We start from the raw sequence: 14,235 nt of genomic DNA, 5'->3' as shown, positions 1-14,235 counted from the left end.
GGGGGGCCACCGATGGCCACCGCGTCGATCACGCGTACCGACCAGGACATCCAGACCGACGTCCTCGACGAGCTGACCTGGGAACCCCGGGTACGCCCCAACGAGATCGGGGTGACCGTCAGCGAAGGGGTCGTGACGTTGACCGGCTGGGTGGACAGCTACGCCAAGAAGTGGGCCGCCGAGCGGGCGGCGCACCGGGTGTCCCGGGTCCGGGCGGTCGCCAACGACCTCGCCGTCCGGATCGCCACCGCCGCCGAGAAGAGCGACCCGGAGATCGCCACCGCCGCCACCCGGGCCCTGGAGTGGGACGCGTTCGTGCCGATCGAGACGCTCGACGTGACCGTCTCCGACGGTTGGGTCACCCTGCACGGCGAGGTCGAGTGGGAGTACCAGCGCCGCGCCGCCGAGCGGGCGGTCGGCCGGCTCACCGGCGTACGCGGGGTGAGCAACGGGATCACCGTCCGGCCGGGCGCCCGCACCGACACGCGTGACCTGGCCGAGCGGATCGTGGACGCGCTGGTCCGCAACGGCGCCACCGAGGCGGAGGCGATCAGCGTCCGGGTGCACCGCGGCGACGAGGTGATCCTGGAGGGTCGGGTCCACTCGATCCCGGAACGCGAGGAGATCGAGCGGGTCGTCTGGTCCGCCCCCGGCATCCGTACCGTGCACAACCACGTGATCGTGGGAAAGCTGGGAAAGCATGCCTGATGACGACGCCACTGCAGGTCACCAGCGCCCGGCTGCACCTCCCGGTGACCGAGACGGACCACGTCCGGGGGCCGGCCGACGCGGCGGTCACGATCGTCGAGTACGGCGACTACCAGTGCCGTTTCTGCGGGGCCGCGTACGCGAACCTGACTGAGGTGCTGCGCCAGCGCGGCGACATCGCCCGCCTGGTATACCGGCACTTTCCCATCGCCAACATCCACCCGTACGCGGAGGGCGCGGCGGAGGCGGCCGAGGCCGCCGGCCGGCGAGGGCGGTTCTGGGACCTGCACGACTGGCTCTACCAGCACCAGGACCAGCTCGACCCGGTGCACCTGTCACTCGGCGTGGAGCAGCTCGGGCTGCCCCCCGACGACGTCAACGCGGAGGTGGACGAGCACGCCCACGCGGACCGGATCCGGCGGGACTTCGTGGGCGGCATCCGCAGCGGGGTGACCGGCGTCCCGACGCTGTTCGTCAACGACGTCCGCCACGACGGCGGGTACGACCTGGCGGACCTGCTGGCCGCGGTGGACGCCGCGGCAAACGCCTGACATCAGATGAGGCGGAGGTCGCGGGCGCGCTGGACGGCCTCCCGACGACGGGTCGCGTCGAGCTTGCGGTAGATGTTGCGGACGTGGGTCTTGACCGTGTTGACCGACAGGGACAACTCGCTGGCGATCTCCACGTTGGACAGGATGCTCTGCAGGTAACGCAGGATCGTCAGTTCCCGCTCGGTGAGCGGCTCGTTCAGCGTCCGCTGTGGCGCGCCCGGCCGCTCGGCCGACTCGTCGACCCGCCGCTCGTCGACCCCGCGTAGCAGGTCGCTCACGGTCGCCCAGTGCGCCGTGCCGGAGTCCAGATGCGCGGCGAGCAGGTCGCGTACCCCCGGCTCGGCGCGGGTGAAGACCCGCCGGTGGCCCTCCGGCTCGGCCAGGTCGAGCACCTGTTCCAGGATCCGCCCGGCCCGCCGGTCGTCGCCGCTGTCGCGGGCCAGGACCGCGTCGAGGAGGCCGGCGGTGAGCCGGACCGCCAGCGGCCAGGACTGCACCCCGGGTCCGGCCCAGTCGGGCAGCGCCCGCCCGGCGGCCCGGGGATCCCCGGCCCGCAGCTCCACCCGGGAAAGCGCCACCCCGAGCGCCGCTGCCTCCGCGCTCCCGGCGTCGCAGTTCCGCAGCGCGTCGGTGACCTGGACCCGGGCCGTGTCCACGTCACCGACGTCCGCCCGCAGCCGCACCTCGGCCGCGGTCAGCCAGGCGGCCGATTCGCCGCCCGGCGCCCCCTCCCGGGCTGCGGCGACGGCCCGCAGCGCGGCGGCCGGTTGGCCGTCCGCCGCCAGCAGTTCGGCCCGACAGAGCGCGGCCAGCACCGCCGCCCCCGGCTGCGCGGCGGCCGGACCGGCGAGGGCCAGGTGGGCCGCCGTCTCCGCCGGTTCGTCGCGGTGGCACGCCACCAGGGCCAGCGCGAGGTACGCGTACCCGCAGTCCAGCCGGGCGGACCAGCCCTGACAGGCCGGCGTTTCGAGCGCCTCCCGCGCGGTGCGTTCGGCCGCCCGTAATCCGCCCCGGGCCGCGTTGAGCAACGCCGACCGGCTGGCGTCGACCAGCTCCGTACGCGGCCGACCCGCCCGCCGGGCCTCGGTACGGGCCTCGGCGAACCGCTCCGCGGCGGCGGGCAGCTCCCCCTCGGCCAGCAACACCAGGCCGAGCGCGGTGCCGGCGACCGCCCGGACGTCGGCGTCCTCCCCGGCCCCGGCGCGCGGGTCGTCCGCCGGCCCGGCGGCGGTGCACGTGGCGAGCAGCCGGGCGGCGGCGCGACGGATCTCCGCGTGGTCCCCGCCGAGCCGGGCCAGGGTCAGCTCCAGCGCGGTGGCCAGCCGGCGGAACCGGTCCCGGCGCGGGGCGGGCAGGTCGCGCGCCTGCTCGGCGGCGCGCCGCAGGTGGTGGTCGGCCCCGGCGGCGTCCCCGGCGTACGCCCGCTCGGCGGCGCAGGCCAGCGCCAGCTCCGGGTCCCGACGCACCGCCTCTGCGGGCGGCTCGGGCGGCGGTGGGCCGGCCGACCCGTCCCGCTCGTACGGGGCCAGTTCCGGCCACCGGGCGATCAACAGCTCGGTGGCCTGGTTCCACTCGCCGCCGGCCAGCGCGTGCCGCAGCGCCTCGGCCGGCCGGTCGTTGCCCGCGTACCAGCCGGCGGCCCGCAGGTGCAGGTCGCGGAGCTCCTCGCCGGGGAGCCGGCCCAACTCGTCGCGGAGCAGGTCGGCCAGCAGCGGGTGGCACCGGTACCAGGGCGGGGTGCCGCCGTCGGGTCGGAGGAAGCCGCCGGTGCGGGCCAGGTCGGCCAGCAACTGGCCGGCGTCGGCCCGCCCGGTCACCGCGTCGGCGAGGTCGGCGCAGACGACGGCGGCGACGGCGCTGCGCCGCAGCACGTCCCGGGCGTCCGGGTCCAGCGGGGCGAGCACCTCGTCCCGCAGGTACGCGGCGACGTCCGACCGGTCCCCGCCGAACCGTTCGACGCCGCGGGCCGGGTCGGGTTGGGCGCGCAGCGCCAGCGCGGCGAAGCGCAGGCCGGCCGGCCAGCCGCCGGTCCGCTCGCGCAGCCGGGGTACCGCCGCGGCGGGCAACGGCACCCCGTGCGCGACCAGCAGGTCGGCCACCTCGTCGGGGGTGAACGCCAGTTCGTCCGGGCCGATCTCGGTCAGCTCGCCGGCCAGCCGCCACCGGTGCAGGGCCAGCGGCGGGTCGGTTCGGGCGCCGGCCAGCAGCCGCAACCGCCCCTCGGTGTGGCGGAGCAGGAACTCCAGCCCGGTCAGCGCGGCCGGATCATGGATCCGGTGCAGGTCGTCCAGGACCAGCCGCACCGGGCGGTCCCGGGCGGCGAGCGCCGCCGCGAGCAGTTCGAGCTGGTCGGGGCGGGGCGGGGTGTCCGGCACCGGCGGGCGGGGCCCCTCGTCCGGCACGCCCTCCGAGGTGGCCCGCAGCGCCGCCGCCAGGTAGGACCAGAGCCGATGCCCGGTGTCGCCCTCCTCCACCGCCACCCAGGCGGGCGACGGCTCGGCGCGGTCGGCGCGCGCCCAGGAGGCGAGCAGCGTCGTCTTGCCCCAGCCGGCCGGTGCGCAGACCAACGTGACCGGCCCGGTCACCCCCTGGTCCAGCCGATCCAGCAGCCGGGGCCGGACCAGCACCGGCTCGGGCAGGGTGGCCGGGGCCAGCCGCGACGCCAGCAGGGGTGTCTCGGCCACCTCGACCCGGTCAGCCTGCTCCGGCATGCGGCCCTCCCCCGTCGCGTCCGCTCCCGGCCGGTGCGGGCTGCGGCCCGTCGTGCCCGTTCCCGGCCGGTGCGGCCTGCGGTTACCCGGCCCGGACGGGTTCACCCCTTCGGGGCGAACCCGCTTCACCCGGCCCGGTCGCACCCTGGAGGCACGCGGGCGGCCGGCGGCGCGTGGTCGGCTGCCCGCCGGGACCGCGACGACGGGAGGGACAGGTGGCACGGATGGCACGGCTGGCCGGTGGCGGCATCGCCCTCGCGGCGGCGGCCGGGGTGAGCGTCGCGCGAGTGCTGGTACGCCGCCGGGAGCGGTGGCCGCGCGCGGCCGGACCGGACCCCCGGCCCGGTCGCTGGCAGGTGGTGACCGTGGCGCGCCGGCCCGAGGAGGTGCTGCCGGGCGGCCGGTGGCCGGAGCCGCTGCGTCGGCTGGGCGGCGCGGTGGAGGTGGAGGCCGGGCCGGCGCCCGGCGGGCGTGGCACCGAGCTGGCGGCCCGGCCGCTCGGCGGTGAGCTGCGGCTGCCCGGACTCGCCGCCCACCTGGTCGGGGACGATCCCGGCCGGTTCGTCCGGCAGGTGCTTCGGGAGGCCAAGCAACTCGCCGAGACCGGTGAGGTGCTACGGGCGGACCGGTCCCGGCTGGACCGTACGGGGGTGGTCGGGTGAGGGCGCTCTGCTGGGAGGGCGTCGACGCGCTGGCCGTACGCCAGGTCCCCGACCCAGAGCTGCGCAACAGCCAGGACATGATCGTCCGGGTACGGCGCAGCGCCACCTGCGGTGCCGACCTGCCGCTGCTGGCCGGGCGGATCCCGTACCTGGCCGCCGGGGACGTGCTCGGGCACGAGTTCCTCGGCGAGGTGGTCGAGGTCGGGCCGGACGTACGCCAGCACCGGGTCGCCGACCGGGTGGTGGTCTGCGCGGGGATCGCCTGCGGGGCCTGCTGGTTCTGCCGGCAGGGCCTCTTCGCCTGCTGCGACAACGGCACCTCCGGTGCGGCGGCGGCCGAGTCGGCGTGGGGTCAGCCCACCGCCGGCTGCTACGGCCACCCTGGCCCGCTGGGCGGCTTCGCCGGCAGCCACGCCGAGTACGTGCGGGTGCCGTACGCCGACGTCGGCGCGTTCACCGTGCCGGACGAGGTCAGCGACGACCGGGCGGTGTTCGCCTCGGACGCCGCGCCGACCGGTTGGCTCGGCACCGAGCTGGGCGAGGTGACGTCCGGTGACGTGGTGGCCATCTGGGGCGCCGGCGCGGTCGGCCAGCTCACCGCCGGGGCCGCCGTGCTACGCGGGGCGGACCGGGTGATCGTCGTCGACGGTCACGACGACCGGCTGCGGATGGTCGAACGGCACGTCGGCGCGGAACCGCTCAACTACCGGCACGTGGACGTCCCCGCCGAGCTGCGGGAGCGCAGCGGCGGCCGGGGGCCGGACGTGTGCGTGGAGGCGGTCGGCATGCCGGCCGAGCGCCCGGGCCTGCTGGCCGGCCGGCTCGGTGGGGGCGCGGACCGGCCGCTGGCACTGCGCGAGGCGGTGCACGCCTGCCGCAAGGGCGGCACGGTGGTGGTGCTCGGCACCTGGACCGGGTTCGTCGACACGTTCCCGCTGGGCGCGGTGATGAACAAGGCGCTGACCGTACGCAGCGCCCGGCAGCACGGGCAGCGCTGGATCCCGATGCTGCTGGACCGGATGGCCCGCGACGAGCTGCGCACCGAGCACCTGGCCACCCACCACCTGCCGCTCGAGCGGGGCCCGGACGGGTACGCGCTGTTCCGCGACCGGGCCGACGGTTGCGTCCGGGCGGTCTTCTCGCCGTGAGTCGCGCCGTCGCGGGTGGCACACTCGGTGGGTGCCCGACGAGCGCCCGTACGATCTGGTCCTGTTCGGCGCCACCGGGTTCACCGGCGGCCTCACCGCCGACTACCTGGCCCGGCACGCCCCGCCCGGGCTGCGCTGGGCGCTGGCCGGCCGCAACCCGGCCAAGTTGGCCGGGGTGCGGGACCGGCTCGCCGGGATCGACGCGGGTCTGGCCGCGCTGCCGCTGCTGACCGCCGACGTCACCGACCCGGCGTCGCTGCGCGCAGTCGCGGAGAGCGCGCGGGTGGTCGCCAGCACCGTCGGCCCGTACCTGCGGCACGGGGAACCGCTGGTCGCGGCGTGCGCCGCCGCCGGCACCGACTACGTCGACATCACCGGCGAGCCCGAGTTCGTTGACCTGATGTACGTGCGGCACCACGCCGAGGCGGTACGCACCGGCGCGCGGCTGGTGCACGCATGCGGCTTCGACTCGGTCCCGCACGACCTGGGTGTCTGGTTCACGGTCCGGCAGCTTCCCGCCGACGGGCCGGTCACCGTGGACGGTTACGTCCGGGCCGGGGGCCGGTTCTCCGCCGGCACGTACCATTCGGCGCTCCTCTCGTTCTCCCGCAGCGGTCAGGCCCGGCGGGCGGCGCAGGCGCGCCGGGCCGTCGAGCCGCGGCCGGTGGGCCGCCGCGTGCGGGCGGTGCCCGGGAAACTGGGCCGCGCGGCGGAGGCCGGCGGGTGGGCGGTGCCGCTGCCCACCATCGACCCGCAGATCGTCCGGCGCTCGGCGGCGACCCGCCCGAAGTACGGCCCGGACTTCCGTTACCGACACTTCGCCGCGGTGAAGCGGCTGCCGACCGTGCTGGCCGCCGGGGTGGGCCTGGCCGGCCTGATCGGGCTGGTGAAGCTGCCACCGACCCGGCGCTGGCTGCTCGGCCGGCTCTCCCCCGGGCAGGGGCCGAGCGCCGAGCAGCGGGCGAAGTCCTGGTTCCGGGTCCGGTTCGTCGGCACCGGCGGCGGCCGGACGGTGGTGACCGAGGTGGCCGGCGGCGACCCCGGCTACGACGAGACGGCCAAGATGCTCGCCGAGTCGGCCCTCTGCCTGGCCTTCGACGACCTGCCGCCCGCCGCCGGGCAGCTGACCACGGTGACCGTGATGGGCGACGCCCTGCTCGACCGCCTCACCCGCGCCGGCATCACCTTCCGCGTGGTGGACGCTTGACCCTCGACCAGGTTGAGGCCACAGGATCACCGGACGTGGAGAGCGAACTGCGCAGCATCGGCGAGCTGGCCCGGGCCAGCGGGCTGACGGTGAGCGCGCTGCGGTTCTACGACCGCTGCGGCGTACTGTTCCCGGCGCTGGTCGACCCGGCCACCGGCTACCGCTGGTACACCGACGACCAGGTCGCCCCGGCCCGGCTGGTGGCCGGGCTGCGCCGGGTCGGGATGCCGCTGGCCGGGATCGCCGAGTCGCTGGCGCACCGGCACGAGCCGACGGTGCTCCACCGGCTGCTGGACGCGCACCTGCGCCGGCTGGAGGACGGCCTCGCCGACGCCCGCCGTGAGCTCTCCCGGATCCGCGCCCTGATCGATCCGGAGGAGATCGCCATGACCACCCGTCTCGTACTGAACCGCACCGACCTGTCCGCCGCCGTCGACACCGTCCGCTTCGCCGTCGGCGCCGACCCGGAGCTGCCGATGCTGGCCGGCGTGCTGCTGGAGGTGGAGGCGGACGGCGTACGGCTGGTCGCCACCGACCGGCACCGGCTGGCGGTGGCCCGGGTGGTCGGCACGGTCGACGGCCCGGCGGTCCGGGCGCTGCTGCCGACGGAGGCGGTGGACGAGGTGCGCGCCCTGCTGGAAACGGGCGAGGGAAGGGCCCAGCTCACCGTCACCCCCGACCGGGTCGAGGTCTCGGTCGCCGGCCGCACGGTGGCCGCCGGCGCGCCACGATACGACTTCCCGGACTACCGCCGGCTGCTGCACAGCCAGGTCGCCGAGGTGGCGGCGTACCGGATCCCGGTCGACGTGGCCGCCCTGCGCGACGCGCTCACCGCCGACGACGCCCCGGTGTTGCTCCGCGAGCACGCCGGGGCTCCCGTCGAGGTGACCGTGCTCAACCTGGACGACCGGGGCGGGCTACGCGTCGTCGGGCCGGACGACGCGGCGGGTCCGGACGGGGTACGGGTCGGGGTGAACCGGGAGTACCTGCTCGACGCCCTGGACGCCGGGGATCGCGGCCAGCTCGTGCTGGAGCTGGACGGCCCGATCACCCCGCTGGCCGTCCGCCGCCCGGACGACGCGGACGCCTTCTCCATCCTCATGCCGATCCGGCTCTGACCCTCGCTCATCCGCGCTCATCGGCGCCCCGCCGGGTCTGACTGGCGGTCACCCTCCGTCATGCCGCCCCGCCGGGCCGGACCCTCTCCCCTCCCGCCTTTGCTTTGCATCCATCTACGCAACAGTCACCCACGGTTGCTGCTGCGTATATGGCTGCAAAGCAAAGGGGCCGGCGGGGTGAGTCGGCCGGCGCTGCGTCTACGCAGAGATGACCAGCTCAACAGGCGTTCGGCGAAAAAGCAGAGCGTTTGCTCCGCCTCGGCAATCCGGGATCCGTCACGGAACGTCACACGCCCGGTCCAGCAGGCGCGGGATCACGCAGTGTCATCTCCGGTCGTGCGCCATGAGTCAGCTGGGCGTCCCGCAGCCCCGTGCCGAGCAGGGCCGACCAGGCCGACCGGGCCGCGACGGTAGCATCTGAGGGTCCCACCTGACTGCCTGGACGGAGCGTACGGAGCAGCATGCTCGACATGGAGTTGATCCGGAAGGATCGCGAGGCGGTGGCGACCGCGCTGGCGAAGCGTCTGGATCCCGCCGAGGTCAACCGGGCGCTGGACGAGATCCAGCGGCTCGACCAGGAACGTCGCGCCCTGATCACGGAGATCGACGCCGAGCGGCAGCGCCGCAAGGCGGAGGCGCGGGCGTACGCGCAGGCCAAGCGATCCGGCGTCACGCCGGAGCCGGTGGCGCCGGAGGCCGAGCGTAAGCAGCTCGCCGAGCTGGAGTCCCAGCTGGACGAGGTGCAGTCCCGGCTGCGCACCGCCATGAGCGAGTTGCCCAACCTGCCCGCCGACGATGTCGTCGCCGGTGGCAAGGAGGCGAACCGGGTCGTCAAGACCTTCGGCGAACCGCCGGCCATCGAGAAGGTGCGGGACCACGTGGAGCTGAGCCGCGCGCTCGGCCTGGTCGACCACGAGCGCGGGGTCAAGCTCGGCGGTTCCGGCTTCTGGATGTACACCGGCATGGGCGCCCGGCTGGAGTGGGCGCTGGTCAACTGGCTGATCGAGCAGGACATCCAGGCCGGCTACGAGTTCCTGCTCCCGCCGCACCTGCTGCTGGACAGCGCCGGTTTCGCCGCCGGGCAGTTCCCCAAGTTCTACGACGACGTCTACCACCTGGACCGGCAGTCCGCCCCGCGTGGGCAGTTCCTGCTGCCCACCGCGGAGACGGCGATCCTCGGGGCGTTCCAGGACGAGATCCTGGAGACCGCGAAGCTGCCGCTGAAGGCGTTCGCCTACACCCCGTGCTACCGGCGCGAGGCGGCCGGGTCGCACTCGGACGAGCGCGGCACCGTACGCGGCCACCAGTTCAACAAGGTGGAGATCTTCCAGTTCACCCTGCCGGAGCAGGCGGACACCGCGCTGGCGGAGATGGTCAGCCACGTGGAGAGCCTGGTCGAGAAGCTGGGTCTGCACTACCAGACCAGCCTGCTCGCGGCCGGTGATTCCAGCGCCTCGATGAAGAAGACCCTCGACATCGAGGTCTGGATGCCGAGCACCGGCAAGTACAAGGAGGTGTCGTCGGTCTCCTGGGGCGGCGACTACCAGGCCCGCCGGGCAGCCATCCGCTACCGGGAGCCGGGCGGCAAGCAGACGCGTTTCGTGCACACCCTCAACGGTTCGGCGCTGGCCACCAGCCGGCTCTTCCCGGCGATCCTGGAGCAGTTCCAGCAGCCCGACGGCTCGGTGCTGGTGCCGGAGGTGCTCCACGACAAGCTCGGCACCGACCGGCTCGCCCCGGTCCGCTGACCGGTCGACCCGCGGCGGCGGGGGTCGGGCCTCGCCCGGCTCCCGCCGTTTTTTCACCTGCGCAGTGATGCATTCCCATGCGTTGACAGTCGCTGCAAGCCGCTTGTAACCTTGCGGAAAATTTCAGGCGGATCTGCAAGAAGCAGGAGTCCCCTATGCAGCAACGTCGACGCCGTGCGGCGGCCCTCGCCCTCGGCCTGGCCGCCGGCCTACTCGCCCCGACCAGCGTGGCGGCACCCCCGGCCGCCGCGGCCACCTCCGGCAGCAAGAAGGTCATCGTCCAGCTCTTCGAGTGGAACTGGACCTCGGTGGCCAGCGAGTGCACCACCGTGCTCGGCCCCAAGGGGTACGGCTACGTCCAGGTCTCCCCGCCGCAGGAACACGTCACGGGCAACCCGTGGTGGCTGGCCTACCAGCCGGTCAGCTACAAGATCGAGTCACGCAAGGGCACCCGGGCGCAGTTCCAGTCCATGGTGAACACCTGCCACACCGCCGGCGTGAAAGTGATCGTGGACGCCGTCATCAACCACATGTCCGGCCAGGACAACGGCGGCACCGGCTGGGCCGGCACCGCGTACGGCCACTACAACTACCCCGGCACCTACGGCGCGCAGGACTTCCACTACTGCGGCCGCAACGGCAACAACGACATCGTCAACTACTACGACCGGTACGAGGTACAGAACTGCGAACTGGTCAACCTCGCCGACCTCAAGACGGAGTCGGACTATGTACGGTCGACGATCGCCGGCTACCTGAACGATCTGCTCTCGCTCGGCGTGGACGGGTTCCGGCTCGACGCCAGCAAGCACATGCCGGCCGCCGACATCGCCGCCATCAAGAGCAAGCTGTCCCGCTCGGCCTACCTCGTGCAGGAGGTCATCTACGGCGCCGGTGAGCCGATCCAGCCGACCGAGTACACCGGCAACGGTGACGTCCACGAGTTCCGGTACGGCAAGGACCTGGCCCGGATGTTCAACAGCGAGCGACTGGCGTACCTGAAGAACTTCGGCGAGTCCTGGGGTTACCTGCCCAGCAGTCAGGCGGTGGTCTTCACCGACAACCACGACACCCAGCGCGACGGCGGCGTATTGACCTACCGCGACCGTGGCAAGTACGCACTGGCCAACGCCTTCATGCTGGCCTGGCCGTACGGCACCCCGGCGGTGATGTCCAGCTTCACGTACAGCAACCGGGACCAGGGCCCGCCCTCGGGCGCCGGCAACAAGACCTCGAACACCGTCTGCTACTCCGGCTGGGAGTGCGAGCACCGCTGGCAGGTCATCGCCAACATGGTCGGCTTCAACAACGCCACCCAGGGCGCGGCGGTCGCCAACTGGTACGACAACGGCTGGCAGCACATCGCGTTCAGCCGGGCCGGCAAGGGCTACCTCACCATCAACAACGAGGACTTCGCGATCACCGGCCGCTCGTACTACACCGGTCTGCCCGCCGGCCGGTACTGCGACGTCATCCATGGCGACTACAGCAACGGCTCGTGCAGCGGGCCGGTGATCACCGTGGACGGCAACGGCTGGTTCCCCGCCAACGTATCGGCCCACGACGCGATCGCCATCCACATCGGCGCGAAACTGTCCTGACCACAGCGGGGCCCACCGTCGATTACAGTCGGGATCGTGCTTTCCGGCCGGTTGATGTCGCGGTGGGCCCTCGGCTGGCTGCTCGCCGCCCTCGGCGTACCGCTGCTGCTGGTGGCGGCGCTGCTGGTCGGACGGACGCTGACCGGCACCCCGGCCCCGGCCGCCGCGCGGGTCGTCTCCACGCCGGCGTCGCCGGCCGCGAGCCCGACGCCGGAGGAATCCGTGCCGCCGGCCGCCCCCGCCCCGGACGACCTGCCGGTGGTCACGTACGCCGCGGCACCACGCGGGTTCCCCGCCGACCCGGGCACCGGCGACACGCGGCCGCTCACCGAGGGCCTCGCGCCATCCCGCACCATCGCCGCATACGACGCGCCGGGCGGGCGGCCGCTGGCCTTCCTCGCCCCCACCATCAGCGGCGTCAAGCTGACCATGCCGATCGTCGACCAACGGGTCGGCTGGACCGCCGTGCTGCTGCCCTCGGCGAACCGCCGCATCGCCTGGCTACCGGCCGGCGGCTGGCACAGAGTGGCCCTGCCCGACCAGATCGTGGTGGAACGCCGGCCCCACCGACTCACCTGGTACCGGAACGGCCAAGCGATGCAGTCCTGGCAGGTCAGCCTCGGCATGCCAGGGCAGCCCACCCCGCTCGGGCGCACCTTCATCCTCGGCCGCACGCCCCCGCCCCAGGCGGTCTACGGCGGTGTCGACGTCTTCGCCCTGGGCTCGGTCCCCGACGACCCGGACGCGCTGCCGACCGGCCTGCGCGGCGCGCACATCGGGCTGCACAGCTGGTACACCGATGCGCCGCTCGGCAAGGACGTCACCAACGGCTGCATCCGGCTGACCCGCAGCGGTCAGCGCAAGCTGCTCGCCGAGGTGCCGCCGGGAACCAGCGTGGTGGTGGTGGACCGGCTCCCCACCCCGCCGGCGACCGCCTGATCCGGCTCACTGGCCGAGCAGCCAGCCGTTCTCCTCGGCGACCCGGACCGCGTCGGCCCGATTGCGGGCACCGGTCTTGCCGATCGCCGAGGAGAGGTGGTTGCGGACCGTCCCCTCGGAGAGGTGCAGGATCGCCGCCAACTCCGCCACGGTGCCGCCGGACCGCGCGGTCCGCAGCACCTCGGTCTCCCGCTCGGTCAACGGGCTCGCCCCGGTTGCCAGGGTCTCCGCGGCCAGGGTCGGGTCGACCACCCGCAGCCCGGCGTGCACCCGGCGTACCGCGTCGGCGAGCTGCCGGGCCGGGGTGTCCTTGACGACGAAGCCGCCCGCGCCCGCCTCCATCGCGCGGCGCAGGTAGCCGGGGCGGCCGAACGTGGTCACCACCAGCACCCGGCAGTCAGGCACCGCCGCCCGCAACGCGGCGGTCGCGGCGATCCCGTCCAGGCCGGGCATCTCCACGTCGAGCAGCGCCACGTCGGGCCGCGTGCGCCGGGCCTCCGGAACCACCTCGTCGCCCCGGCCCACCTCGGAGACCACCGCCAGGTCCGGCTCCAGCGACAGCAGCACGGCCAGCGCGCCCCGCACCAGCGCCTGGTCGTCGGCGAGCAGCAGTTTGATCGGCTCGGTCATCCCCACGTCCTCCGTCCCCGGCGCCGGCCGCGCGGCCGCCCGTCACAACCCGGCCGCCCGTCACAACCCGGCCACCCGTCAGGACCCGGCCGGCAGGGCGACCCGCAGCAGGAAACCGCGCCCGCCGGGGCGACGGCCGACGGTGACCGTGGCGTCCAGCCGCCGCGCCCGCTCGCGCAACCCGACCAGGCCGTGCCCCGCCGCGCCGGAATCCCCGACCGGCCCCCGGCCGTCGTCGCGGACCTCCACGGCCGAACCGTCCACCCGGATCTCGCAGCGCCGGGCACCGCTGTGCCGGACCACGTTGGTCACCCCCTCGCGTACCGTCCAGCCGAACAGCTCGTCCGCCTCCGCCGGAAGCTGCGGCACCGTCTCCGGCAGGTCCGCGGCGATGCCCGCGGCGGCCAGCGCCGAGCGGGCGCCAGCCAGCTCCGCCGCCAAGCGCACCCCCCGGTACGCCCCGACGGTGCCCCGCACGTCGGCGAGGGCCTGCCGGGCCAGCCGCTCCACATCGGCGATCTCGGTGGCCGCCCGAGCCGGGTCCAGCTCCAGCAGCCGGCCGGCCAGCTCGGCCTTGACCGCCACCACGGTCAGCGAGTGACCGAGGATGTCGTGCAGGTCGCGGGCCGTACGAGCCCGTTCCTCGGCCACCGCGAGCCGGCGGATCTCCTGCTGGGCGGCCTGGAGCTCAGCGTTGCGCTGGGCCAGCCGGGTCACCCCGAACATGGCGAACGAGGCGAGCAGCACCGCGAACACCACAGTGCTCTCGGCCTCCCAGCCGGGCACCAGGGCGGCGACGACCGGTGGGGTCGCCGCGGCGAGGAAGACCACCACCACCGCCTCGCGCGTCGGCAGCAGGAACACCGCCGCCGCCGCGACGAAGACGAGCGTGGTGAGCCAGTTTCCCGACGTGCCGGGCAGCCCGGCGAGCCCGAGGCCGAGCAGCAGCGCCAGGGCCGCCCAGGCCCGGCCGCGCGGGACGCTCAGGTGCGCCTGCCGGCGGGCCCGTGCCCACTGGAAGACGCACACGTAGCAGACGCCGAAGGCGACCAGGGTGGACGCGCCCAGCACCCGCCGCCACAGTTCGGGCTGGTGCAGGGCGGTGAGCAGCGGGATGTTGAGGAAGAAGAGCCAGACCGCGGCAAGCAGCCAGCCGGTGAACCGCCAGTGGGTCCTCGGCTGGCTGCGTTCCGGCGGCGGGTTCACGATGAA

At 74.4% G+C, this 14,235-nt stretch carries 12 protein-coding genes; 9 read left to right on the top strand and 3 right to left on the bottom strand.

Annotated elements, in window-relative coordinates:
• The first annotated feature begins 12 nt into the window (after positions 1-12).
• Both AB0C02_RS22275 and AB0C02_RS22270 read left to right on the top strand, forming a co-directional pair.
• Positions 13-708, top strand: a complete 696-nt coding sequence (locus tag AB0C02_RS22275) for a BON domain-containing protein (RefSeq protein WP_357550608.1) — start codon at positions 13-15, stop codon at positions 706-708.
• Positions 708-1,259: a thioredoxin domain-containing protein gene (locus tag AB0C02_RS22270; protein WP_357550607.1), complete on the top strand. Its 552-nt coding sequence runs from the start codon at positions 708-710 to the stop codon at positions 1,257-1,259. The genes AB0C02_RS22275 and AB0C02_RS22270 overlap by 1 nt, the downstream gene beginning before the upstream one ends.
• A gap of 2 nt (positions 1,260-1,261) precedes the next feature.
• On the opposite strand, the gene AB0C02_RS22265 is transcribed toward AB0C02_RS22270, so the two are convergent.
• A complete protein-coding gene (locus AB0C02_RS22265; RefSeq protein ID WP_357550606.1) occupies positions 1,262-3,970 on the bottom strand; it encodes a LuxR C-terminal-related transcriptional regulator in 2,709 nt (902 codons plus the stop codon).
• Positions 3,971-4,194: 224 nt separating this feature from the next.
• On the opposite strand from AB0C02_RS22265, the gene AB0C02_RS22260 reads away from it, so the two are divergent.
• The 7 genes from AB0C02_RS22260 to AB0C02_RS22230 all read left to right on the top strand — a co-directional run bounded on the left by AB0C02_RS22260 (position 4,195) and on the right by AB0C02_RS22230 (position 12,393).
• Positions 4,195-4,632 (top strand): hypothetical protein, encoded by a 438-nt coding sequence (locus AB0C02_RS22260; protein ID WP_357550656.1) that lies wholly within the window; start codon positions 4,195-4,197, stop codon positions 4,630-4,632.
• Positions 4,629-5,780, top strand: coding sequence for a zinc-dependent alcohol dehydrogenase (locus AB0C02_RS22255; protein WP_357550605.1), 1,152 nt, complete (start codon positions 4,629-4,631; stop codon positions 5,778-5,780). Before AB0C02_RS22260 ends, AB0C02_RS22255 begins: the two co-directional genes overlap by 4 nt.
• Positions 5,781-5,811: 31 nt before the next feature.
• Positions 5,812-6,987, top strand: coding sequence for a saccharopine dehydrogenase NADP-binding domain-containing protein (locus tag AB0C02_RS22250; protein ID WP_357550604.1), 1,176 nt, complete (start codon positions 5,812-5,814; stop codon positions 6,985-6,987).
• A gap of 47 nt (positions 6,988-7,034) precedes the next feature.
• The gene (locus AB0C02_RS22245) at positions 7,035-8,105 is read left to right on the top strand and encodes a MerR family transcriptional regulator (RefSeq protein WP_357550655.1); all 1,071 of its coding nucleotides are present in this window, start codon (positions 7,035-7,037) and stop codon (positions 8,103-8,105) included.
• 461 nt (positions 8,106-8,566) lie between these two features.
• Positions 8,567-9,853, top strand: a complete 1,287-nt coding sequence (serS, locus tag AB0C02_RS22240; protein ID WP_357550603.1) for a serine--tRNA ligase — start codon at positions 8,567-8,569, stop codon at positions 9,851-9,853.
• Positions 9,854-10,008: 155 nt separating this feature from the next.
• Positions 10,009-11,454 carry an alpha-amylase family protein gene (locus AB0C02_RS22235; RefSeq protein WP_357550602.1) on the top strand — a complete coding sequence of 482 codons (1,446 nt, stop codon included), beginning with the start codon at positions 10,009-10,011 and terminating at the stop codon, positions 11,452-11,454.
• 36 nt (positions 11,455-11,490) lie between these two features.
• Positions 11,491-12,393, top strand: a complete 903-nt coding sequence (locus AB0C02_RS22230) for a L,D-transpeptidase family protein (RefSeq protein ID WP_357550601.1) — start codon at positions 11,491-11,493, stop codon at positions 12,391-12,393.
• A 6-nt stretch (positions 12,394-12,399) separates the two neighbouring features.
• On the opposite strand, the gene AB0C02_RS22225 is transcribed toward AB0C02_RS22230, so the two are convergent.
• Both AB0C02_RS22225 and AB0C02_RS22220 read right to left on the bottom strand, forming a co-directional pair.
• Positions 12,400-13,023, bottom strand: a complete 624-nt coding sequence (locus AB0C02_RS22225; protein WP_357550600.1) for a response regulator transcription factor — start codon at positions 13,021-13,023, stop codon at positions 12,400-12,402.
• Positions 13,024-13,101: 78 nt separating this feature from the next.
• Positions 13,102-14,229, bottom strand: a complete 1,128-nt coding sequence (locus AB0C02_RS22220) for a sensor histidine kinase (protein WP_357550599.1) — start codon at positions 14,227-14,229, stop codon at positions 13,102-13,104.
• Positions 14,230-14,235 lie beyond the last annotated feature (6 nt).

The organism is Micromonospora sp. NPDC048999 (assembly GCF_040649295.1).
Classification (GTDB): domain Bacteria; phylum Actinomycetota; class Actinomycetes; order Mycobacteriales; family Micromonosporaceae; genus Micromonospora.
Note: the sequence above shows the minus strand (reverse complement) of the source record. Positions and strands in the feature narration are given on the sequence as shown.

Bases quoted from the DNA above. Each gene is read 5' to 3' on its own strand.
- AB0C02_RS22260 (WP_357550656.1), top strand. From the start codon at position 4,195: ATGGCACGGCTGGCCGGTGGCGGCATCGCCCTCGCGGCGGCGGCCGGG.
- AB0C02_RS22235 (WP_357550602.1), top strand. From the start codon at position 10,009: ATGCAGCAACGTCGACGCCGTGCGGCGGCCCTCGCCCTCGGCCTGGCC.
- AB0C02_RS22265 (WP_357550606.1), bottom strand. From the start codon at position 3,970: ATGCCGGAGCAGGCTGACCGGGTCGAGGTGGCCGAGACACCCCTGCTG.
- AB0C02_RS22225 (WP_357550600.1), bottom strand. From the start codon at position 13,023: ATGACCGAGCCGATCAAACTGCTGCTCGCCGACGACCAGGCGCTGGTG.
- AB0C02_RS22270 (WP_357550607.1), top strand. From the start codon at position 708: ATGACGACGCCACTGCAGGTCACCAGCGCCCGGCTGCACCTCCCGGTG.
- AB0C02_RS22275 (WP_357550608.1), top strand. From the start codon at position 13: ATGGCCACCGCGTCGATCACGCGTACCGACCAGGACATCCAGACCGAC.
- serS (WP_357550603.1), top strand. From the start codon at position 8,567: ATGCTCGACATGGAGTTGATCCGGAAGGATCGCGAGGCGGTGGCGACC.